Raw genomic sequence first — 20221 nt, 5'->3', positions numbered from 1 at the left:
CAGGCGCGCCGGGCCCCGCTCAGGACCGCTTGCGGCGGCGCGCGGCGGCCACGCCCGCGCCCGCGACGAGCGCCGCGAGCCCGGTGCCCGCGAACGGCGCCGTGGAGGACCCCGGCGTCGCGGAGCAGGAAGCGCTGGCAGAAGCCTCGGCCTCGAAGTTCACCTCGATCTCCAGCGTGCTCAGGTAGTCGAGGCAGTCCTGCAGGCTGCCAGCGACATCGACGTACTGGTCGTTGCAGAACAGCGCGCCTTCCGGCTGGGTGCACCGCGCCTCGCACCCGCCCTGGAGATCGACCGTGCAGCTCGCATTGCAGTCGACGTTGCAATCGAAGTTCGCCTCGGCCTTGCACTGCCCCGAGCAGCTCGCCTCACACTTTGCTTCGCAGTCCGCGCTCGGCGGCGTCACCTCGCAGCTCGCGCTGCACTCGCCCTCGCAGCTCGCCTCGCACGCCCCCTCGCACTCCGCCTGCGCGCCGTCGTCTCCGCTGGCCTTGGCCTCGCACTTGCCGCCGCATTCCGCCTTGCAGCTCCCCGAGCAGCTCGCCCTGCAGTCGAAGCTCCCGGGGTTGACGTCACACTTGGCGGAGCAGTCCGCCGAGCAGTCGACGTTGCACTCGGCGTTCACGTTGGCGTCGCACCGGCCCTCGCACTTCCCGGCGCACGCCGCCGTGAGGTTGACCGGCTCGCAGCTCGCAGTGCACCCGCCCGAGGTGCGGAACTCACAGGCTGCGCTCGCAGCTAGCTGGATATTTCCACAAGCCTCCGGGCCGGGCGCCGCCGACGCGGAGGAAGCAATGGCGAAAGGAAGAGCAAAAGTGAATGCGCTTACAAAAAGCTGAGCAATGGTCCGTCGCATGTCAATTCTCCTGGGTTGAGAGAGCGCGGGTTCCGCGTGTGGCCTCTGCGGGTGTTGCAATCGGACGACCAGCACCCCCCCTTGAAGCATTTCCCGAGAAAAAAATCTCGAAGGTCGTGCTCGCTCCGCTGTGCGTATCGCGGTGTTCACGGCGCGATGGCGCGACATGCCACACTGCTCGCATGTCCGGACAGGTGAGAGATCCTGCGTTCCGGTGATCAGCGGCTCACAGTGTCGGCGACCTGCCCTTTCCCGTAGCGCGCCACCACGCCCTTGCGCGCCCTGCCCGGGGTCGGCTGGCTGAGGAAGTCGCCGCCGACCGCCCAGAAGGCCCCTTCCCCGTCGGCCCAGACGGCGTGCAGGTCGGCATACGGCTCCTCCGTGAACTCGTCGATCCAGGCCCCGTCGACGAGGCGCTGCTTGAGGCCTCCATAGCCGACGATCGCGACCTCGCCCGGGCGGCCGCAGGCGACGCCGTTCACGTCGTTGGTGAGCTCGACGTCGAGGCGGCGCCACGCCATGCCGTCCGAGCGGAGCACGTCTCTCCCGCCGACCGCGTACACCTCTTCACGGCCGCAGCCGGCGGCCGTGAACAGGGTGCCCTGCGCGATCGGCGGATCGGACTGCAGTTCCCAGGTCGTGCCCGCGCGGTGCCAGATCACGCCGAATTCACCGACGGCATAGAGGTCGTCGGACGACTCCCCCCAAACCTTGTAGAGCGCGCGGCCGGGCTCCTCGGGCAGCGGCTCTCTCGACCATGCGCTGCCGTCCCAGTGAAGGACGATGTCCTTCTCCGCCGCGGCGCCGCTGCCGGGCGTGCCGCCGACGGCCCAGGCGTCGTCGGGGGCGAAGGCGATTACGCCCCACAGCGTAGCGTCCGTCCCGGTCTCGTGCTCGGTGAACGCTGCTCCGTCCCAGCGCGCGGCGCGGCCGCGCTCGCCGACCATCCAGACGTCCTTCGGCCCGGAGCCGGCCACCCACCAGAACGTCTCCTCCCCGCCGGCCGGGAGCTCACGCCACGTCGACCCATCGTAATGCAGCGCGAGCGACGCGCGCCCGGTGTTGCCGAGCGGCCCCCCCACGGCGAACACGTCGTCCGGCGCCGTCCCCCAGATCGACAGGACCGCGCGATCGAGATCGCCCTCGTCGAGCAGCACGCGCCACGCCGGCGGTCCGTCATCGGGCGGCGGCGTCGCAGGACCGTCGGAGCAGCCGCCGAGGGCGGCCGCCCCGAGCGCCATCGCGGCAACGGGATGCATGCAGGTGCGCATCGGGGTGAAGACCAGCCTGGAGGGATCCTGTCGGCGCGCGCGGCGCGCGCCCGTCCGGGGGCTCAGTTGCAGAACACGTCGTCCTGCTTCGGATAGTAGTAGACGAAGATGTTGCAGTGCTCGTTCTTCTCGACGATCGGGCCGAACGTGTAGCAGCAATCGAGCTGCTCCTCCGAGGTGTTGTTCTTTGTCGCGTCGTACTCGTCGAGGCCGCTGCAGCCCACGGAGGGGTCCGGCGGCTGCCACTCGTAGGTGCAGCCGTACCAGACGCCGCCGTTCTTCGGGACCTCGAGGTCGAGCTGCGGCGAGGTGAGCATCGGCGGGTCATCCCACGCGTCCGAGGTGTAGAAGCGATCCGAGGCCGGCGGCGTGCCGATGGATGTGCCGTCCCACGCGTACATGTCGAACCGCGTGCCCCGGCTGTGGAAATGGCCGTTGGCGCCGATGATCCGCACGGGAGAGGGGCTGTTGATCAGGCACGAGCCCTCGAACGTCGGCCGCGGATTCGACTGGCAGACACGGATGGATTGCTTGGTCGCGAAGACGGTGCCCATCTCGGCCGTCACCTGCTCGTCGGGCAGCGCCCAGAAGTTCACCCGGACGCGGCCGACCGCCTGGGGGGTCTTCTGCGACGTCGCGTTCACGTAATGCGTCTGCAGCATGAGCCACTCGTCGGGCTGGAGGACGTTCGCGACGCCCTCGGGGAACTCCCAGTCGAGCTGGCCGTCTTGCTGCGAGTTCGCCACGAGCGGCCAGTCGGCCCAGTTGGGGCTCTTGAAGCACTCGCCCACGCCGTTCTGGTTCTTCTGGATGAGCCCGCCCTCCGGCCCCAGACCCTTGATGGTCCGCACCCGGAAGATGTTCATGTGGTGCGAGCCGTCGCGCTGCGCGATCTCCACGCGGTGGAGGTTCACGGGCGCCTGCGGGTCGAGCCCGTTCGACGCGGCGAGCTCGCTGACCTTGAAGAAGTAGCAGTCCTGCTGCTCGACCCCCGGAGGCACCTCGATGTCCTCCGTCTGCATCTGGAAGCCGCGACCCACCGGAGGCGGATCGAGCAGCGACTCGTCCACCGTCGGCCCCGGACCGGCGCCCGTCGGGCCCGGTCCAGGGCCCGTGCGTTCGTCAATGCAGGCGGCAGCCCCCAGCGCAAGGGCAAGCAAACCGAACGTCAGCCGTCGAGCAGCCATGAGGTCCTCCAGGCAATGGAGCAGCAATGATGGAGATATACACCGTTGGGCAATTTCACGGCCATGATGTCACGAAGCCGGCAGGGATCCGGCGCGAGCCGGGCCGTCGTGGCCGAACGGGGGTAGGAGCTGCTAGGATGTGGGAGAGGTTCAACCATGGCGGCGTCCAAGAAATGCGGTCCACACACGGAGCTCGCCTCGAATGAGGCGACGCGCGTCACCCGGTGCGGGTGCGGTACCGTCCACGTGACACTCCTCGGCCCGGGCGTGACGTTTCGCATGCCGGCGGACGCGTTCCGCGGCGTCGCCTCCGGGCTCAAGGCGGCGGCCGAGCGGCTTGACGACGACGCCCGCTTCGGCACGACCTCCATCAATTAGCTTGCGCGCCCGCCGCGGTGCGGCCTACCAGTTGCTTCGCCGCTGAGCATCCCGCTCCTCGGATGGCGCGGGTCGAACGAGGGCGCCTTTCGTGTACGACGACGACGCGGAGCACTGGGTCGGCAAGACGTTCGCTGGAACGTGGTGGATCGAGCGCGTGCTCGGCACCGGCGGCATGGGGAGCGTGCTGCTCGGGCGGGCGGCGGACGGCTCGCAGGTCGCGCTGAAGGTGCTGCACCCGGAGCTCAACGCGATCGCGGAGGTGCGGAAGCGCTTCCTGCGCGAGGGGTTCATCGGGAACTCGCTCGGGGGAGCGGACGCGGTGCCCGGCGTGGTGCGCGTGCTCGGCTCGGGCGAGTCGCCCGAGGGGCTCGCGTACCTGACGATGGAGGTGCTCCAGGGCGAGACGCTCTTCGATCGGATGGCGCGCACCGGGACGATGCCTCCCGGCGAGGTGCTCGCGCTCGCGGATCAGGTCCTAGAGACGCTGGCGATCGCGCACGCGCGCGGCGTCGTGCACCGCGATCTGAAGCCCGAGAACATCCACCTCGGGATCGACGGCCGCGTGCGCATGCTCGACTTCGGCATCGCGCGCGTCGTCGACGGGCTCACGGGCCTGCCCGAGAAGACCGCGACAAAGACCGGCATGATCATGGGCACGGCGACGTACATGGCGCCGGAGCAGGCGACAGGCCTCATCCACGACATCGACGGGCGCACGGATCTCTTCGGGCTCGGGGCGACGATGTTCCGTCTGCTCTCGGGCCGGCAGGTGCACGGCGAGGTGACGGAGGCGATGGAGGTCATCGCCGCCGCGACCGAGCAGGCCCCGCCGCTCGCCTCGGTCGCGCCCGGGATCTCGCCCGCGGTCGCGGCCGTGGTCGATCGATCGCTGGCGTTCATCAAGTTCCATCGCTACCCCAACGCGGAGACCATGCGCGCGGACGTCCGCGCGGTGCGCGCGGGCGCGCTGCCCCCGTACGCGCAGGCCGTCCTCGACGGGCGGATCCGCGCCGGCCAGCCGCTATCGCAGCCGGCGCCGCCGCTCGCGTCGCCGCCGATGACACCGTCCCCCGGCGGCGTGTCGCCGAGCGCCCGCCCGCAGCCGACCGTGCTGGAGCACGCCGCCGCGCCGAGCCACTCGATGAGCCGGCCGGAGCGCACGCTCGACGACAGCGCGACGGTGCCGCCCGGCTCCGGCACGCCGCTCACGCAATGGTCGACGGGCAAGCTGCTCCTGCTCGTCGGCGGCGCCTCGCTCGCCACGGGCATCATCGTGGCGGTGATCGTCGTGCTGCTGCTGCTGAGCTGCTGAGCTGCTGACGGGCGGCGAGGGCGCCGCCGGCAGACGCGGTGTGTGCGGAGGACAGGGGCTGCCGGCGGGGCCGAGGGCGCGCCCCGCCGCGGTCAGGAGCGGTCGTCGAGCGGCGTGTAGTCGATGGCGTTCTCGCCCGTGTAGATCTGCCGCGGGCGGCCGATCTTGCCGTTCGGATCGTCGTTCATCTCCTTCCAGTGGGCGATCCAGCCGGGGAGGCGACCGAGCGCGAACATGACGGTGAACATGTTCGTGGGGAAGCCGAGCGCGCGGTAGATGATGCCGCTGTAGAAGTCGACGTTCGGGTAGAGCTTCCGCTCGACGAAGTACGGATCCTTCAGCGCGGTCTCCTCGAGCCGCTGCGCGATGTCGAGCAGCGGATCCTTGATGCCGAGCTTCGCCAGGATCTTGTCGGCGGCCGCCTTGATGAGCACCGCGCGCGGGTCGTAGTTCTTGTAGACGCGGTGGCCGAAGCCCATCAGGCGGAAGCCCGAGGTCTTGTCCTTCGCGAGCTTGACGAACTTCGAGACGTCGCCGCCGTCGGCGCGGATCGCCTCGAGCATCGTCACGACCTCCTGGTTGGCGCCGCCGTGCAGCGGGCCCCACAGCGCGCAGATGCCCGCGGCGATCGAGGCGAAGAGGTTGGTCTTCGCGCTGCCGACGAGGCGCACCGTCGACGTCGAGCAGTTCTGCTCATGGTCGGCGTGCAGGATGAGCAGCAGGTTGAGGACCTTCACGATGTCCTCGTCGATCTCGTACGGCTCCGCCGGGACCGAGAACATCATGTTCAGGAAGTTCGCGCAGTACGAGAGCGAGTTGTGCGGGTAGACGAACGGCTGGCCGATCGACTTCTTGTACGAGAACGCGGCGATCGTGCGCACCTTCGAGAGCAGCCGCGCGATGGTGATGTCGAGGAGATCGGTGTTCTTCACGTCGATCGCCTCGGGGTAGTAGCTCGACAGCGAGAGCACCATCGCGGACAGGATCGCCATCGGGTGCGCCGTCGACGGGTAGCCGTCGAAGAAGCGCTTCATGTCCTCGTGGATCAGCGAGTGCCGGGTGAGCAGCGTGGAGAACCGCGACAGCTCGCTCTTGTTCGGCAGCTTGCCGTAGATCAAGAGGTACGAGGTCTCCACGAAGGTCGACTTCTCGCCGAGCTGCTCGATCGGGATGCCGCGATAGCGGAGGACGCCCTTCTCCCCATCGAGGAACGTGATGGAGCTCGTGGTCGAGGCCGTGTTGACGAACGCCGGGTCGATGCAGACGTACCCGGTCTTCGCGCGTAGGGATGCGACGTCGATCGCCTTCTCCCCCTCGGTGCCCGTGATCACCGGAAGCTCGATCGTCTGCTCCACACCGTTCTTATTCAGCGTTAACTTCGCGGTCTCCTGCACGCCTCCTCCTTCCGCCGCAGCGCGGCGTAAGCTATCACGAGGTGAGGGAAGATTGCTTCCCCAAGAAATTGAGGTGATGCGTTTGAGCGAGCCGGTCGTGCGGGGGGAGCTGGCCCACCACCCGGAGGCGCTTCGGCTGGCGGCCGAGGTGCGCCGGGTCCACGGGCGTTACGCAGACGAGGTCGTCGCTCGGTATCGCCTGTGCCCGTTCATGCGCGACGCCGCAACCGGTTTCGGACGCTTTTACGTCCTGCTCGACCGCGAGCCCGTCCTGGAGACGGCGCTGGCGGCCGTGGAGGAGGCGGAGTCCGCCGTGGTGCACCTGATTTTCCCGTGCATCCACGCTCCGTCGCCCCAGTTCGAGCGGTTCTCGTCGCGCCTGGGTGAACAGCTGCGGCGGCTGCGCAGCCCCGCGCCGGTCCTCGCCGCGTTCCACCCCGAGATGGCCGGGGACGAGACGAACTCGCACCGGCTCGTCGGCCTCCTCCGGCACGCGCCGGATCCGTTCATTCAAACGATTCCAGAAGGGTTGAACCATTCGGGGACTGTCCTCGCCGGGGCGGGCGTCGAGCCCGCCGCGGACCCGGCCGAGGACAATTACCGGCGCCTTCAAGGGGCTGGGATCGCCGAGGTCAAGGCCAGGCTCGCCGAGATCATGGCGGATCGCGACGCGAGCTATGCCCCCTCCCTGGCGCGGCTCGGGCTGACCCGCCCCGGCCCGCGCTTCGGCCCCGCCCCCGCGCGCTAGCGCTCGGGCGGCCGGCCCGGCGCCGGGCTCGCCCCGGCCCTGGCCTCGCGCTCGGCCATCAGCGGCATCAGGTACGGGAAGCCCGCCGCCATGGTGTCGAGGTCGGGGTCGATCTGGGCGGCCAGCCAGAAGAGCAGCACGCAGGCGCGCTCGACGTAAAACCAGTCCTCGGGGTACTCGAACGAGCGCATCAGCTCCTGGAGCTCGCCGCGCTCCAGCTCGGGGTCGGCCAGCTTCTCCAGCTGCTCGGGGCGAGCGCGCATCAGCGCCGCGGGCGTGCGATCCCGGATCTTGAGCAGCTTCGCGAAATAGGTCTTCACCGTGCGCTCGAGGAGCGCGTCGTTGCCCCCGGGCGCGACGAACCCCATCCGCCGGAAGCCGCGCACCACCGCCGCGTCGTCCTGCGCGAAGATGCCCTTCAGGATGTCGAGCAGCCCGTCGATGAGCTCGTCGCGGGCCTCGCAGCTCGCGCCGAAGTCGAGGACGACCAGGCGAAAACCGCCGCCCTCCTCCGCGCTCCGCGGGGCGACGAGGAAGTTCCCCGGGTGCGGATCGGCGTGGAAGAAGCGATCCAGAAAGAGCATCTTGTAGAAGGCCTGCACGAGCTTGAGCGCGACCTCCGAGGGCAGGACGCCCGCGCTCCGCAGCGCGTCGAGGCGGGTGATCTTGATGCCCTCCATGAACGTCATCGTGAGGACGTCGCGCGTCGTGAGCTCGTGGACGACCTCCGGGAACGCGACGCCCGCGTCCCCCTCGAAGTTCTGCGCCATCCGCTCCATGCACGCGGCCTCGTGCAGGTAGTCGGTCTCGCGGCGGAGCAGGTCGACCAGCGACTCGTGCACCCGCTCGATGCGCCCGACAGGGACGAACCGCTTGTAGACGAGGATCGCGAGGCGCAGGACGCGCAGATCGACGGCGATGATCCCGCGGATGCCCGGGTAGAGGAACTTCACCGCGACCTTGCGGCCGTCGCGCAGGCGCGCGACGTGCACCTGCCCCAGCGACGCGGCCGCGAGCGGCGCGCGCTCGATCGACGCGAAGAGCTCGCCCGCCGAGCGGCCGAAGCTCGCGCGCAGCGCGGCCTCGAGATCGCTGAAGGGGTGGGGCGGCACCTGGTCCTGGAGCTGCTCGAGCTCCTTGCCGTAGGCCCGCGGCAGGAAGCCGCCCATGATGGACAGCACCTGGCCGAGCTTGATGAAGACGCCCCGCAGCTTGAGCATGGCCCGCAGCAGGCGTCGGGCGTTGTTCTGATCGACGCGGGCGCGGCGCGCGACGAGCCAGCCGGGCAGCTCACGCGCGGCGCCGCCGCTCCCGAGGCGCCTCGCGAACACCCGCCCGAGCCCCAGCTGGATCAGGTAGCTCGTCAGGATGACCGAGAACGCAAACAGCGCGCGGAGGAGTCGGACGGCGAGCGTCATGTGCGGCAGGGCAGCCGCACCATGCTACCGCAGGGGCCGCGCGGGGCCAGCCAAGCTCGCTCCCCGGGGACGATCAGGTCCCGGAGAGGGGGTCGCCCCGGGCCTTCGCCGCGCCCAGGAGCCCTCCCGCGAGCCGGGTAGGCTCAGGAGAGCGAGTCCTTGATCGCCTTGATCGGGCGAGCGCGGACCGACTTGCTGGCCGGCTTGGCCGCGAACGTCATCGGCTGCTTCGTGAACGGGTTGATCCCCTCGCGCGCCTTGGTGGCGGGCTTCTTGACGACGCGGAACTTCGCGAACCCGGGCATCGTGAAGATGCCGTTCTTCTTCAGCTCCTTGTACGCGATGTCGGTCAGCGCCTCGAGGATCGCCTTGACCTGCTTGCGCGAGATCTCGTTCTCGTTCGCCTCGACCACCGCGTTGATCAGCGCGCTCTTGCTGAGCGACGTGCTCTTCTTCCCGTCCGTTTTCTTCGCCGCCATGTTCTTTCCTCCTGAGGTTTGTGGCCTCTTGCGCGCCAAAGGAAACACAACGGCCGCCGCAGATCCAGTGTCGAATCGTCGATCGGAGCTACAAAAAAAGGGGTTTCATGCCCCCGGGGGGCGCGCCGCGCCGCCGGAAGGACCGCCGGGGGGGCCTGACGCGGGTCGCCAAAACCCCAGGAAAACGGCCGAAATTGGCCCTTCTTGAGGCCTCGCGCGCCCGCCTCGAGGGCGGTCCGACGCCGGGCGCTCGGGGTAGGAGATCGCCCGATCCCCTTCCGTTGAAGGCGATCTGGGCCGCGCGCGCCCCCTCCTCGGGTCGAGCCTCCTCGGCCGACGGCCCTCCCCCGCCCCGCCCCGCGCGCGCGATCGCGCCGCGCCGACCCGCTCGATCCAGCGCTGCGCGCGGGCGACGCGCCTCGCCCCCGCGCCCCGCGAGGCGGGCGAGCGGCGCAGCTCCCGCGCCCAGCAGCGGCGGATCGCGGCCTCGCGGCGCCGGATCGCGGCCTCGCGGCGCCGGACCGTCGCGAGCCTCTCAGGACCTCGCGGCGGCTCGTCCCGAGCCTAGCGGCGGCTGACCGCCGAGCCCGCGCCCCACTTCCGCTTGGCCGAGAGGCCCAGGATCGTCAGCGACTGCGGCGCCTGCGTGAACTCCATCACGTCGCCGAAGCCGACGTTCACCGAGTGGATCGGCCCGTCGAAGAAGAGCTTCGCGTCGTGCGTCTTGCTCCGCACCACGAGCGAGGAGCCCGGCTGGATCAGCGCGTGGCGGAAGCGATACTCCTCGCCGTGGGGGGTGTAGGGCTCGCGCACGACGAGCTGGAGGCGCGTCGAGGTGAGCGGCAGGACGCGCCCGCCGGCGGAGCGCTGCGCGGCCGTGGAGCCGGCCGCCGGGCCGATCCAGAAGCCGCTCGACTTCTGCTCCTCCTCCGCCTTGCCCAGCCGGATCACATAACGCGAGGTGGCCGCCGGGGAGACATGACAGAAGAGCGCGTCGTTCAGGACGCGCGCGGTGGCGAGCTTGTCGTTCACCGTGACCTGCATGCGGGTGAGCACCGTGCGGCGGAGCGAGCCGCGCAGCGCCTTCGCGATCGCGTCGGCCGCGTCGCCGCTCGTCGCGCCGCAGAAGAAGCCGACCGAATGGCCGGGGGCGCTGTTGATGCCGAGGATCGGCACGTCGCCGACGTTGTGCGAGGCGCTGAGCAGCGTCCCGTCGCCGCCGACCGTGATCACGAGGTCGAGCTCGCCCGCGTCGAACGACTGCGCCGCGCCGGCGAGGATCTCGACGCGGGCGCCGAGGTCGTCGAGCGCCGCCTTGACCTCGCGCACGGTCTGCTCGTGCGCCTCGTGCGACGCCTTGAGGCGCGCGATGGCGGCGTCGCCGGCCTCGATGAGCCGCGTGATGCGCGGGTCCTTCCGCTCGTCGCGGTAGATCCTCCAGGCAGTGCGCTTGACGACGAGCGCGACGCGGGGCAGACGCCGCTGCGCGGGCGCGAGGGGTTGCTCCGCCATCAGAGCTCCGCGAGGCGCCGGAGCGCCACCTCCGTCTTCGCGTCCTCGATCTCGCCGCGGCGGGTGAGCTCGATCGCCTCGTCGAGCGGGACCGCCACGATGACGGCGTGCCGCTCGAGCGGGGAGCCGTCCTCGAGGGGCGCCCCCTGGCGCGCGGGATCGACCTCGACGTGGAAATAGAAGTGCCGCTCGCCCACCATGCCCGGCGCCGGGAACAACGACGGGCCGAGCGGCTGCAGCTCGGACGGGGGCACGTCGAACCCCACCTCCTCGAGCAGCTCGCGCGCGGCCGAGCGCTTCAGGCCCTCGGGGCTCCGCTCGTCGAGCTCCACGAGCCCGGCCGGCAGCTCCCAGAGCGCGCCGAGCGTCGGCGCCTCCGGGAACGGGCACACCTCGGGCGCGCGGGTCGCGGCCGGAGGCCGGAGCGCCGAGCGGAGGTAAACATGACGGCGCCCGTCCGCGCCGCGGTAATGCGGCGCGATCACCACCGCGTCGAGGCGCTCGCGATCGACGCTGTCGTAGGTGAACGGGTCGCTCAGCGAGCCGTCCGGGAACTCGACGCGGAACACTTGGCGCCGCACGTTGAGGAAACCAGGGCCGTCCAGCGAGGGGATCGTCTGGACCAGCCTGAGCGCGAGCTTCGGGAAGGGAGGTAGCCGCATGCGTCGAGGCGCGAAGCATAGCGCCAAACGGCCGCCGATCGCGATCGCGCCCTCGCCGCGACGGCGACGTGCCGGCGGTCCTCCACCGGGCCGCCGCCATGGCGAGGCGCGCGGACCGCGGCGGCCCGGTGGAGGACCGCCGGCGCGCCCGTGACGCGGGCGTGGCACGAGGGCGCCCTGCCCCGCCCCGGCGGGCGCGGCCTCCGGGCTCAGCGGAGCACGAGGACCCAGACGTCGTAGAGCGCGTGGGTCCAGACGGCCGGCGCGAAGCCGCGGAAGACGTAAATCCCCGTGAGCACGAGCCCGCACACCATGCGGAACACGAACGACGGGAGGTTCCAGGGATCGCCCATCGAGCCGACATAGTGCCAGCCGGAGAAGACGGCCGCGGCCACGACCGCCCAGCCGACCAGCAGCACCACCCCCTGGACCCCTCGGCCGAAGAAGAGCTTGATCCCGAGCGCGCCGAGCCCGTAGAGGCCGACGCGGAACGCGATCTCCTCGTAGAAGCCGGCGCCGAGCGACATCACGACCCCGGTGAAGATGTCGTTCGACAAGACGGGCGGGCCGAGCCGGAGAGAGCCGACCACGTACGCGCCGGCGAAGCGCATCAGGATGGCGTAGAGCGCGCCCTCGGTGGCGAGCAGCGCGAAGCGCCGCGTCTTCAGGGCGTGGCCGCGGCCGAGGACGGAGAGGACGATGACGAACGCGGCGCCGACGGCGAACGTGAGGCCCGCATACAGCGGGAGGCTGTGCTTGGCGAGCGCGCGGAGCTCGGCGGTGACCGGATCCGCCGCGTTGCGGATGGGGAGGAAGGCGACGCCGATGTGGTAGAGGACGAAGATCGGCATCGTCAGCGCCAGATCGGTCAGCGCGTCGCTCTTCGCGGTCGGCTTGTCGCCGGGAGGAGCCGCCCCCGGCCGGGCGAGCTCCGGCCCGGCGCCGAGCATCAGGACGGCCTCAGGCGATACACGATGACCAGCACCTCCGCGGACCACAGGACGAGGTTCAGCACGAAGGGGGTGTCCCGGAGGATCTCCTGGGTGGGGCTCTCGGCCTTCGCGCTGCCGGCCACGAGCTGGAGGAACCGGATCACCCCGAAGAGCGGGTGGATCGTCGTCAGCCAGAGGTACGGGTTCTCGAAGAAGCGCTGCGTGTCGTGATCGAGCGTGTACGCGAGGTAGGTGCCGATGGTGGCGACGCCGGTCACGGCGAGCGCCGCCGTCAGGGCGCCGGGCGTGTAGGCGTCCAGCGCCGCGCGCTGCTTCGACGCGTTGGCGCACGCGAGCTCGTGGCGGCGCTTGCCGAAGCCGAGGAAGAGCGCGAGCAGCGCGGTGCAGGCGATCATGAAGCCGGAGAGCGGCGTCTTCGTCGCGAAGCCGCCGGCGAGCACGCGCAGCACGAAGAAGACCGCGATGCAGCCGACGTCGAGGTACGCGATCTTCTTGAGCCGGAACGAGTAGGCGACGTTGAGGACGTAGTAGCTGGCGGCGACCACCGCGAAGAGCGGCGGGCCGAGCAGGCTGGCGCCGAGCGCGATGACCGCGAGGCCGACCGCCATGGCCTTGGCGACCGGGATCGGCACGCGGCCCGAGGCGATCGGCCGGAAACGCTTGACCGGGTGGACCCGGTCGGCCTCGGCGTCGACGATGTCGTTCAGGATGTAGACGGCGCCGGCGAGCAGGCAGAAGATCGCGAAGGCCCCGACCGCGCTCATGATGATCGAGGGGTGGGTCAGGTGCTTGGCGAACACCACCGGGGCGAGGACGAAGAGGTTCTTCACCCACTGGTGGGGGCGCATCGCCCGGATCATCCCGCGCACGCGCCAGAGCAGCGTCCCCTTGGGCGAGTCGGGCAGGATGGGCGGCTGCGCGATCAGGCCGCCCGAGGGGGGCCCGCTCTCCGGCGGACGCGAGCTCGGCACGCCGCTCCGCGGCGGCGATGAGGGAGGCTTGCCGGCAGGGACGGAGCTCGTCGCGGCGGGTGAGCCGCCCTGCTCGGCCGGCGCAGGATTGTCCAGCGCGCCCGCGTCCGGGCGAGCATCGGCGCCCGGCGCCTCCTGGGCGGGGAAGCCGGGGGCACTGTGGCGAAAGAGAGGACCCGAGGCGGTCACGGCGGCCGGAGCATACCCGGGAGCACCGGTCACGGCCATTCCGCGGCAGGCAAAAGAGCAGGAACGTGGACGCTCGGGACTGTCGGAACCGAGCGGAACCGAGCGGAACCGAGCGGCGGCGGCAGGCCGAGCGCGCCGGGGCCCGCCGACGCGCCTAAGAGAACGTGGCGCAGCGCACCCGGACCCGCGGCCCGGCGGCGCGCGTCGCGAATCCGCGTTCGCACCGGCCGCCCCGGCTTGTGGAACGCAAAATGCGCATCCCCACAGGCTGGCCGTAACCTCGTGCTACCATCGCCCGTGATGACATCAGCGCTCTCGGTCGCGCGTGAAGCTTCGCCACTTCTTCTGAAGCTTCGCTCTGCCGTGGAGCAGGCCCTCGAAGGGAAGCCAGAGGCGGTCGAGCTGGCGCTCATCGCGCTGCTCGCCCGGGGCCATGTCCTCATCGAGGACGTGCCCGGCGTCGGCAAGACGACGCTGGCGCGAGCGCTGGCGAAGGCCGTGGGGGGCGAGCTCCGTCGCGTTCAGTTCACCAGCGATCTCCTGCCGAGCGACGTCCTCGGGGTGAGCGTCTTCGACCAGCGGCTCGGGCAGTTCGTGTTCCGCCAGGGGCCGATCTTCGCGAACGTCCTGCTCGCCGACGAGATCAACCGGGCGAGCCCGCGGACCCAGTCGGCGCTGCTCGAGGCGATGAACGAGGGGCAGGTGTCCATCGAGGGGACGGCGACGCCGCTGCCGGAGCCGTTCTTCGTGCTCGCGACCCAGAACCCGCAGGATTTCGCCGGCACCTTTCCGCTGCCGGAGTCGCAGCTCGACCGGTTCATGGTGCGGATCCGGATCGGGTACCCGCCGCCCCAGGTGGAGATGCGGCTGCTCCTCCAGGGCGGCGAGCCCGATCGCGCGCGGAACGTGCCGCAGATCATCGATCCCGCGCAGCTCGTGGCGCTGCAGCGCGAGGTCGATCGCGTCGAGCTCGACTCGTCGCTCGCGACCTACCTGCAGGCGGTGCTCGCGGCCACGCGCTCGAGCCCGACCCTCTCGCTGGGCGCCTCGCCGCGCGCCGGCATGAACCTGGCGCGCGCGGCCCGGGGGCGCGCCGTCCTCTACGGCCGCTCGTACTGTATCGCGGACGACATCCATGACCTCGCGGTCGCCGTGCTGGCGCACCGGGTCCGGCTCTCGGCCCACGCGGAGGGCTACATGCCGACCCGCGACGAATGCGAGGCCGCGGTGCGCGACCTCGTGGCGCGGGTGCCGGTCCCGCTCTGAGGGGGCGATGGGCGCAGAGGACCGGGAGCGGGGATCTCTCAGCGGCAGCTCCCGCGGCGCCGAGCGTGAAGGCGGCGCGTCGCGCAGCGCCATCCGACCGAGCCGCCCGAAGCGCGAGCGGCCCCCGATCGAGCAGCGCCCGCTCTTGCCCTCGCGCGGGGAGCAGGCGTCGTCATGGACGAAGGTCCTGCTCGCCCTGAGGCCGCCCCGGAAGCTCAAGTTCACCCGGGAGGGGAAGTACTACCTCGGGATCACGCTGGGCGTCGGCTTCGCGGCGATCAACACGGGCAACAACCTCCTCTACCTGCTGCTCGGGATGCTGCTGTCGCTGATCGTCGTCTCCGGCGTGATGAGCGACCTGTCGCTCCGACACCTCACCGTGACCCGGCGGCTCCCGGCCCGCGCCCAGGTGGGCCGGGCGCACCTCGTCGAGATCGAGGTCTACAACCACAAGAAGCGCGTGCCGTCGTACGCGATCGAGGTCGAGGACCTGCGCGCGGGTCAGCCGGCCGACAAGCGCTGCTTCTTCCTGAAGATCAGCCCCTCCAGCGCGCAGGTGGCCGCCTACCGGCGGACGCCGGCGAAGCGCGGCCGCGACCGGCACACCGGGTTCCGCATCGCGACCCGCTTCCCCTTCGGGCTGTTCGAGAAATCGCGCGAGGTCGAGGCCGAGGGGGATCTCATCATCTACCCCGCCGTCGATCCGGTGCGGCTCCCGGTCGAGGACGCGGGGCGGCGCGAGGGCGGCGCGAGCCTCAGCGGGCGCGGGGGCGGCGACGAGACGTTCGGGCTGCGGCCGATGCGCGACGGCGACGATCCGCGCGACATCTACTGGAAGAAGAGCACGATGCGCGACCAGCTGGTGCTGCGCGAGCGCACCCGGGAGACGCGGCCCGACGTGCGGATCGTCGTCGACACGGTGCGGCCCGCCGGCGAAGGCGACGGGTTCGCGCAGGCCTTCGAGCGCAGGATCCGCGAGGCGGCCTCGCGCGCGGTCGCCCACATCAAGCGCGGCGACGCCGTGGTCGTCGCGACGACGCTGGGCGAGCGGGTGCGCGGCGACCGCAACATCGGCTCCGACGCGATCCTCCGGTTCCTGGCGCTGCTCGAGGCGGTGGACGAGGGGCGGCTGCCGGAGCGCAGCGAGGGGCGCGCCGCCCTGGCGTCCGCGCGGCAGGCCTCCAGCCCGGGCCCCACGAGCGGCGAGCGCCGCACCAGCACGCCGAGGACCGCTTCATGAGATTCGGGATGGTGCACCGGGTCATGACCGACGCGCTCGCCGCGCTCGGCGTCATCGCCCTCGTCGCCAGCGGGCAGTTCAACCGCTACGTGAGCTGGGCCATCCTGATCGGCCTCGCGCTCGCGCTCGTCGTGCGCGAGTCCTGGCAGCGGCACCCGGCGCTCCGCCACCTCGACACCGGCGTCCTCCTGGTCGTCATCGCCGTCCAGGTGGTCCGCATCGTCGCGACCGACGCGAGCGTGCTCGACGTGCTCGTGGAGTTCGCCGCGGCGCTGCAGATCATCCGGCTCGCGACGCGCAAGGGCGCGGCGCACGACCAGCAGGTCATCGTGCTCGCGCTCCTGCACCTCATCGCCGGGACCGTCCTCGGCGGCGGCCTCGGCTACGGGCTGTGCTTCCTCGGCGTGCTCGTCGTCGCGCCCGGCGCCCTCGTGCTCAGCCACCTCAGGCGCGAGGTCGAGGGCAACTACCGGCAGGGGGCGCGCGACCGGACCGGGCTGCCCGTGGACGTGCCGCGCATCCTGCGCTCCAGGCGGGTCGTCGGGCGCTCGTTCCTGGCCGTCACCTGCCTGCTCTCGATCCCGATCTTCGTCTTCACCGCGCTCCTGTTCGTCATCTTCCCGCGCGTCGGCCTGTCGCTGCTCCTCCTGAACCGCGGCCACACGGGGCGGATGATCGGCTTCTCGGGCAAGGTCGACCTGGGCCAGGTCGGCGTGCTGCGCAGCGATCCCAAGCTGGCGATGCGCGTCGAGATCCCCGATCTCCCGGAGCCGCCGCCCCCGCGCCTCACCATGCACCTGCGCGGCACCGCGCTCGACGCGTACGACGGCCGCACCTGGACCCAGAGCGAGACGTTCAAGCGCCCGACGGAGAGCGACGGGGGCCTCGTGCCGATCGAGCGGTACCCGGATCCGTCGGTCGATCCGGTGATGCGCATCGATCTCGAGCCGATCGATCCGCCCGTGATCTTCCTCCCGCCGAACGCGACGGGGCTCCGGTTCAAGAGCCGCGGGCAGCTCGGCGTCGACGCGAACACGATGGCCCACCGCGGGCCCGAGGGGGAGTTCCGGTACCAGCCCCTCGACGACCGCGGGCTCGTCTACGACGTCTTCCTGTCGCGGAAGCGGTCGCCGACGTTCCAGCGCCTGCCGGCGGGCGAGCGGCGGCGCTACCTGGAGCTGCCGAAGGATCTGCCGCCGCGCGTCGTCGAGCTCGCGCAGCAATGGACGCAGGGCCTGGAGCGCCCGGCCGACCGCGCGCGGGCGGTCCAGGATCGCCTGCGCACGGAGTACCGGTACGACCTCGCGTCGCCGTCGGGCGCGGACCCGCAGCCGCTCGATCACTTCCTGTTCGAGTCGAAGCGCGGCCACTGCGAGTTCTACTCGACGGCGATGGCGATCCTGCTGCGCGCGGTGGACGTGCCGACGCGCAACGTGACCGGCTTCGTCGGCGGCACCTACAACCGCTTCGGCCGGTTCTACGCCGTGCGCCAGGGCGACGCCCACTCGTGGGTCGAGGTGTTCCTCGACGGCGAGGGGTGGCAGACGTTCGATCCGACGCCGCCGGCCGACGCGGCGCCGAAGAGCGAGCTGGTCGGGGTCTGGGCGTACCTCCGCGACTTCATCGAGGCGACGAGCCAGCGCTGGGACAGGCACATCGTCGGCTACGACCTGAACCAGCAGGTGAGCCTGCTCCAGACGCTCACGTCGCGCTACCGGAGGTCCGGCTCGAGCGGCGACGTCGCGCTGTCGCGCCCGCGGGTCCTCGCCGTCGCCGCCGTCGCGCTCGCGCTGGGCGGCGGCCTGCTCTACTGGCGGTTCCGCCGCGCGCGCCGCGGGCGCGACGAGTCGCGCGCCGACGGGGGGCGCACCCCGAGCGCGATCCTGGCGACCGCGCTCTACGAGAGCCTGGAGGCCGCCATGCTCGCGCAGGGCGTGCCGCGCCCGCCCAGCATGCCGCCGCTGCGCCACGCCGAGGCGCTGGAGCACGCGGACCACCCGCTGGCGCGCGAGATCCTGCAGCTCACGCAGGTCTACCTGCGCGCCCGCTTCGGCGGGGCGCAGCTCACCGAGGACGACAGCCGCGACTTCGAGCGACGCGTCAAGGCGCTGCGCTCGGCCGATCGCCGCGCGCTCGCGGCGGGCGACGTCGGGCTCCACGCGTCGGGCTGATCGCGGGCCTCGGCGGCGCGCTGCCCGCAGCGACGCTCGGCCGCGCGCGGCGCCTGCTCAGCGGCGCCGCACGGGGCGCTTCGCGATGAACGCCTGGCGGATGCCGGTGACGGCGCGGCGGGTCGGGCCGCCGGAGACGAACGGGTCCTCGGCCGCGAGCTCGCCCAGCCGGTCCACGAACGACTGCGCCACGACGCGCTCGCCCAGCAGGCTGACGACGTTCGACTGGCCTCGCATCGTGGACGCGAGGACCGCCGCCGTCGACGTGTCCGGCACCGCGGCGGCCGAGAGCGCCTCCAGCACGCGCTTGATCGGCACGATCGACTGCGCGGTCGCCAGCTTGCGATCCGAGGGGCCGAGCGGCTGCGGGGCGTACTCGAGCCAGATCCCGGCCACGTTCAGGTGGCCGAGGAGCCTCTTCGACCAGCGCGGATCGAGCTCCACGTAGAGGGGCCGGACGTCGGCCAGCGTGGAGAGCGCGAACTCGCTGGGCTCGCCCGCGAGCGCGAAGTCGCGCAGGAGCGGCGCGAGCTTGCGCTCCTCGGCGAGCAGGCTCGCCGCGACCTGTCCGCGATCGAGCAGCGGGATCGGGACCACGAGGACGTCCGGCCGCTCGCCGCGCGTGATCCGCGCCGCCCAGACCCGCCACGCGATCGCCGGCGAGCGCACGAGGATGGCGGAGCTCGGATCGAGGCTGCCGTACGCCTCGTCGGTCCAGACCTCGGCGGCCGTCTGCTCGCTCCGGTCGGCGGCGAAGCCGGCCTCCTCGCTCGTCAGCGCGACCAGCGTCAGCTGGAAGACGACGAGCAGCACCGCGCCGCTCCGCGAGAACGGCACGCGCGTGTCGAGCAGCGCCCGGACGGCGGCGTGCGCCCCGAGCGCCGAGCCGACGGCGATCGCCGCGACCGCGAGCGACCGCAGCGGGGTGAGCGGATCCGCGGAGAGCACGCCGGCCGCGCGCGCGGGCAGGAGGGTGTCGAGCGCGAGCAGCACGAGGAACGGCGCGACGAGCCACCGCGCGCGCGGGCGCAAAAGCGAGAGCGCGAGGCCGGCCGCGGCGATGAGGAGGGAGACGACGCCGATCTCGCGGCTCCACGCGGCGAGCGCCGTGGTGCGCGCGCTCGCGACGTCGGCGGCGGCGAGGCTCCCCGCCGTGAGCGCGCGGCCGATGTCGGCCCACGCGCGCGGCGCGAGCGGCCGGAGCACGAGCGGCGCGAGGAGGAGCGCGGCCGTGAGCGCGCCCGCGCCGGCGGCGGCGCCGAGCAGGCGCCGGGGCGGACCCGCGGCCGCCGCGCCCCCGCCGAGGCCCCGGCGGGCGAGGACCATGGCGAGCGACGCCGCCATCGCCGCGAGGCCGGCGGGAGGGCTCTCGGCGAACGTGGCCCCGAGGACCGCGCCGAGCGCGATCCACGCGCGCCCCGCGTGCCGCGCCTGCTCGGCGCAGATCGACGCGAGCGCGAGGGCCACGAGCGCGCAGCAGGTGGCGAGCATGGCGCCGCCGCCGACGGTCGCCTCCCGCTGCCACGTCGGCGACAGCGCCGCCGTGAGGACGGCGATCGCCGACAGCGCGGCGGCGAGCCGCGGGCTCGCGGCGCCGTCGGACGCGGCCGGCGCGGGCCGCGCCGCGGCCGGGATCGCCTCGGCGGCGCCGCCGAGGAGCTTGCGGAGGAGCGAGAGCCCGGGGAGGGGCGCCGGCCGCGCGGACTCCAGGAGGAGCCGGCGGACCATCTCGTAGAGCAGGCGCGACGCGAGCGCGAGCGCGAGCGCCGACCCGAGGGCGGTGCGGAAGGTGCGCGAGCCCAGCGGGAGCAGGCTCAGCGCCTGCGAGACCGCGGTCGAGAGGCCGCCGCCGACCCCGACCGCGACGAGGCCGAGGTCCCGGACGGCCGTGAGATCCTCTCGCCATTGCCCTGACGAGGCGGCGCGGGCCAGCGAGAGCCCGAAGGGCAGCGCGGCCGACAGGAAGGCGAGCGACCGATCGAGCCAGCAGCGTTTCTCTTCGGAGCTCACCGGGCGGCCATGCCAGATCGGCCGCGGGCGGGCCAAGTTCCGGCGCACGACCCGGCCGCGCCGCCGGCGGCGCGTGGCCCGCCGCGCCTCGGCGGCGGCGCGCGGGGCCGATCCGCGCCCCCGGCGGCGGCGCGCGCGGCCGATGCGCGCGGCGAGGGGCGCGATCATCCGGAGAGGCGGTGAGCGGCGACCTGGGCTAGA

General features: G+C 72.1%; 17 protein-coding genes. 6 read left to right on the top strand and 11 right to left on the bottom strand.

Annotated features, from left to right (window positions below; genetic code table 11):
* Positions 1-19: 19 nt before the first annotated feature.
* From WME83_RS47780 to WME83_RS47770, 3 genes are all read right to left on the bottom strand, one after another.
* Entirely contained in the window at positions 20-625 is a 606-nt protein-coding gene (locus WME83_RS47780) for a hypothetical protein (RefSeq protein ID WP_437316368.1), read from the bottom strand.
* Positions 626-1074: 449 nt separating this feature from the next.
* Positions 1075-2115 carry a WD40/YVTN/BNR-like repeat-containing protein gene (locus WME83_RS47775; RefSeq protein ID WP_437316367.1) on the bottom strand — a complete coding sequence of 347 codons (1041 nt, stop codon included), beginning with the start codon at positions 2113-2115 and terminating at the stop codon, positions 1075-1077.
* A gap of 74 nt (positions 2116-2189) precedes the next feature.
* A complete protein-coding gene (locus WME83_RS47770; RefSeq protein ID WP_437316366.1) occupies positions 2190-3314 on the bottom strand; it encodes a hypothetical protein in 1125 nt (374 codons plus the stop codon).
* A gap of 156 nt (positions 3315-3470) precedes the next feature.
* Here WME83_RS47770 and WME83_RS47765 point away from each other — a divergent pair, with 156 nt between their 5' ends.
* Positions 3471-3692 (top strand): hypothetical protein, encoded by a 222-nt coding sequence (locus WME83_RS47765; RefSeq protein ID WP_061624710.1) that lies wholly within the window; start codon positions 3471-3473, stop codon positions 3690-3692.
* A gap of 91 nt (positions 3693-3783) precedes the next feature.
* Positions 3784-5007 (top strand): protein kinase domain-containing protein, encoded by a 1224-nt coding sequence (locus WME83_RS47760; protein WP_437316365.1) that lies wholly within the window; start codon positions 3784-3786, stop codon positions 5005-5007.
* 92 nt (positions 5008-5099) lie between these two features.
* Here the strand turns inward: WME83_RS47760 and WME83_RS47755 are convergent, their stop codons facing one another.
* On the bottom strand, positions 5100-6377 hold the full coding sequence (locus WME83_RS47755; protein ID WP_437322124.1) for a citrate synthase: 1278 nt from the start codon (positions 6375-6377) through the stop codon (positions 5100-5102).
* Positions 6378-6477: 100 nt separating this feature from the next.
* On the opposite strand from WME83_RS47755, the gene WME83_RS47750 reads away from it, so the two are divergent.
* A complete protein-coding gene (locus WME83_RS47750) occupies positions 6478-7149 on the top strand; it encodes a hypothetical protein (protein ID WP_437322123.1) in 672 nt (223 codons plus the stop codon).
* On the opposite strand, the gene WME83_RS47745 is transcribed toward WME83_RS47750, so the two are convergent.
* From WME83_RS47745 to WME83_RS47720, 6 genes are all read right to left on the bottom strand, one after another.
* Positions 7146-8567, bottom strand: coding sequence for an ABC1 kinase family protein (locus tag WME83_RS47745; protein WP_437316364.1), 1422 nt, complete (start codon positions 8565-8567; stop codon positions 7146-7148). The genes WME83_RS47750 and WME83_RS47745 overlap by 4 nt on opposite strands.
* A gap of 143 nt (positions 8568-8710) precedes the next feature.
* Entirely contained in the window at positions 8711-9046 is a 336-nt protein-coding gene (locus tag WME83_RS47740; protein ID WP_044989678.1) for an HU family DNA-binding protein, read from the bottom strand.
* Between the two features lie 564 nt (positions 9047-9610).
* Positions 9611-10558, bottom strand: coding sequence for an NAD(+)/NADH kinase (locus WME83_RS47735; protein ID WP_437316363.1), 948 nt, complete (start codon positions 10556-10558; stop codon positions 9611-9613).
* Complete coding sequence (locus tag WME83_RS47730) at positions 10558-11220, bottom strand: NUDIX hydrolase (protein ID WP_437316362.1); 663 nt, start codon at positions 11218-11220, stop codon at positions 10558-10560. Before WME83_RS47730 ends, WME83_RS47735 begins: the two co-directional genes overlap by 1 nt.
* Positions 11221-11429: 209 nt before the next feature.
* On the bottom strand, positions 11430-12170 hold the full coding sequence (locus WME83_RS47725; protein ID WP_437316361.1) for a CPBP family glutamic-type intramembrane protease: 741 nt from the start codon (positions 12168-12170) through the stop codon (positions 11430-11432).
* Positions 12170-13144, bottom strand: coding sequence for a decaprenyl-phosphate phosphoribosyltransferase (locus tag WME83_RS47720; RefSeq protein ID WP_437316360.1), 975 nt, complete (start codon positions 13142-13144; stop codon positions 12170-12172). Before WME83_RS47720 ends, WME83_RS47725 begins: the two co-directional genes overlap by 1 nt.
* A gap of 552 nt (positions 13145-13696) precedes the next feature.
* Here WME83_RS47720 and WME83_RS47715 point away from each other — a divergent pair.
* From WME83_RS47715 to WME83_RS47705, 3 genes are read left to right on the top strand one after another with little or no spacing between them, the layout of a single operon-like run.
* A complete protein-coding gene (locus tag WME83_RS47715) occupies positions 13697-14599 on the top strand; it encodes an AAA family ATPase (protein WP_437316359.1) in 903 nt (300 codons plus the stop codon).
* A 7-nt stretch (positions 14600-14606) separates the two neighbouring features.
* Entirely contained in the window at positions 14607-15839 is a 1233-nt protein-coding gene (locus tag WME83_RS47710; protein ID WP_437316358.1) for a DUF58 domain-containing protein, read from the top strand.
* Complete coding sequence (locus WME83_RS47705) at positions 15836-18010, top strand: transglutaminase TgpA family protein (RefSeq protein WP_437316357.1); 2175 nt, start codon at positions 15836-15838, stop codon at positions 18008-18010. Before WME83_RS47710 ends, WME83_RS47705 begins: the two co-directional genes overlap by 4 nt.
* A gap of 57 nt (positions 18011-18067) precedes the next feature.
* Here WME83_RS47705 and WME83_RS47700 read toward each other — a convergent pair whose 3' ends face one another.
* Positions 18068-20020, bottom strand: a complete 1953-nt coding sequence (locus WME83_RS47700) for a hypothetical protein (RefSeq protein WP_437316356.1) — start codon at positions 20018-20020, stop codon at positions 18068-18070.
* Positions 20021-20221: the final 201 nt, after the last annotated feature.

This window comes from Sorangium sp. So ce385, from assembly GCF_051474135.1.
Taxonomy (GTDB): Bacteria; Myxococcota_A; Polyangia; order Polyangiales; family Polyangiaceae; genus Sorangium; species Sorangium cellulosum_D.
Note: the sequence above shows the minus strand (reverse complement) of the source record. Positions and strands in the feature narration are given on the sequence as shown.

Coding starts and splice junctions, on each gene's coding strand:
- WME83_RS47775 (WP_437316367.1), bottom strand. CDS start 2,115: ATGCATCCCGTTGCCGCGATGGCGCTCGGGGCGGCCGCCCTCGGCGGC.
- WME83_RS47770 (WP_437316366.1), bottom strand. CDS start 3,314: ATGGCTGCTCGACGGCTGACGTTCGGTTTGCTTGCCCTTGCGCTGGGG.
- WME83_RS47765 (WP_061624710.1), top strand. CDS start 3,471: ATGGCGGCGTCCAAGAAATGCGGTCCACACACGGAGCTCGCCTCGAAT.
- WME83_RS47750 (WP_437322123.1), top strand. CDS start 6,478: ATGCGTTTGAGCGAGCCGGTCGTGCGGGGGGAGCTGGCCCACCACCCG.
- WME83_RS47745 (WP_437316364.1), bottom strand. CDS start 8,567: ATGACGCTCGCCGTCCGACTCCTCCGCGCGCTGTTTGCGTTCTCGGTC.
- WME83_RS47740 (WP_044989678.1), bottom strand. CDS start 9,046: ATGGCGGCGAAGAAAACGGACGGGAAGAAGAGCACGTCGCTCAGCAAG.
- WME83_RS47735 (WP_437316363.1), bottom strand. CDS start 10,558: ATGGCGGAGCAACCCCTCGCGCCCGCGCAGCGGCGTCTGCCCCGCGTC.
- WME83_RS47730 (WP_437316362.1), bottom strand. CDS start 11,220: ATGCGGCTACCTCCCTTCCCGAAGCTCGCGCTCAGGCTGGTCCAGACG.
- WME83_RS47725 (WP_437316361.1), bottom strand. CDS start 12,170: ATGCTCGGCGCCGGGCCGGAGCTCGCCCGGCCGGGGGCGGCTCCTCCC.
- WME83_RS47710 (WP_437316358.1), top strand. CDS start 14,607: ATGGGCGCAGAGGACCGGGAGCGGGGATCTCTCAGCGGCAGCTCCCGC.
- WME83_RS47705 (WP_437316357.1), top strand. CDS start 15,836: ATGAGATTCGGGATGGTGCACCGGGTCATGACCGACGCGCTCGCCGCG.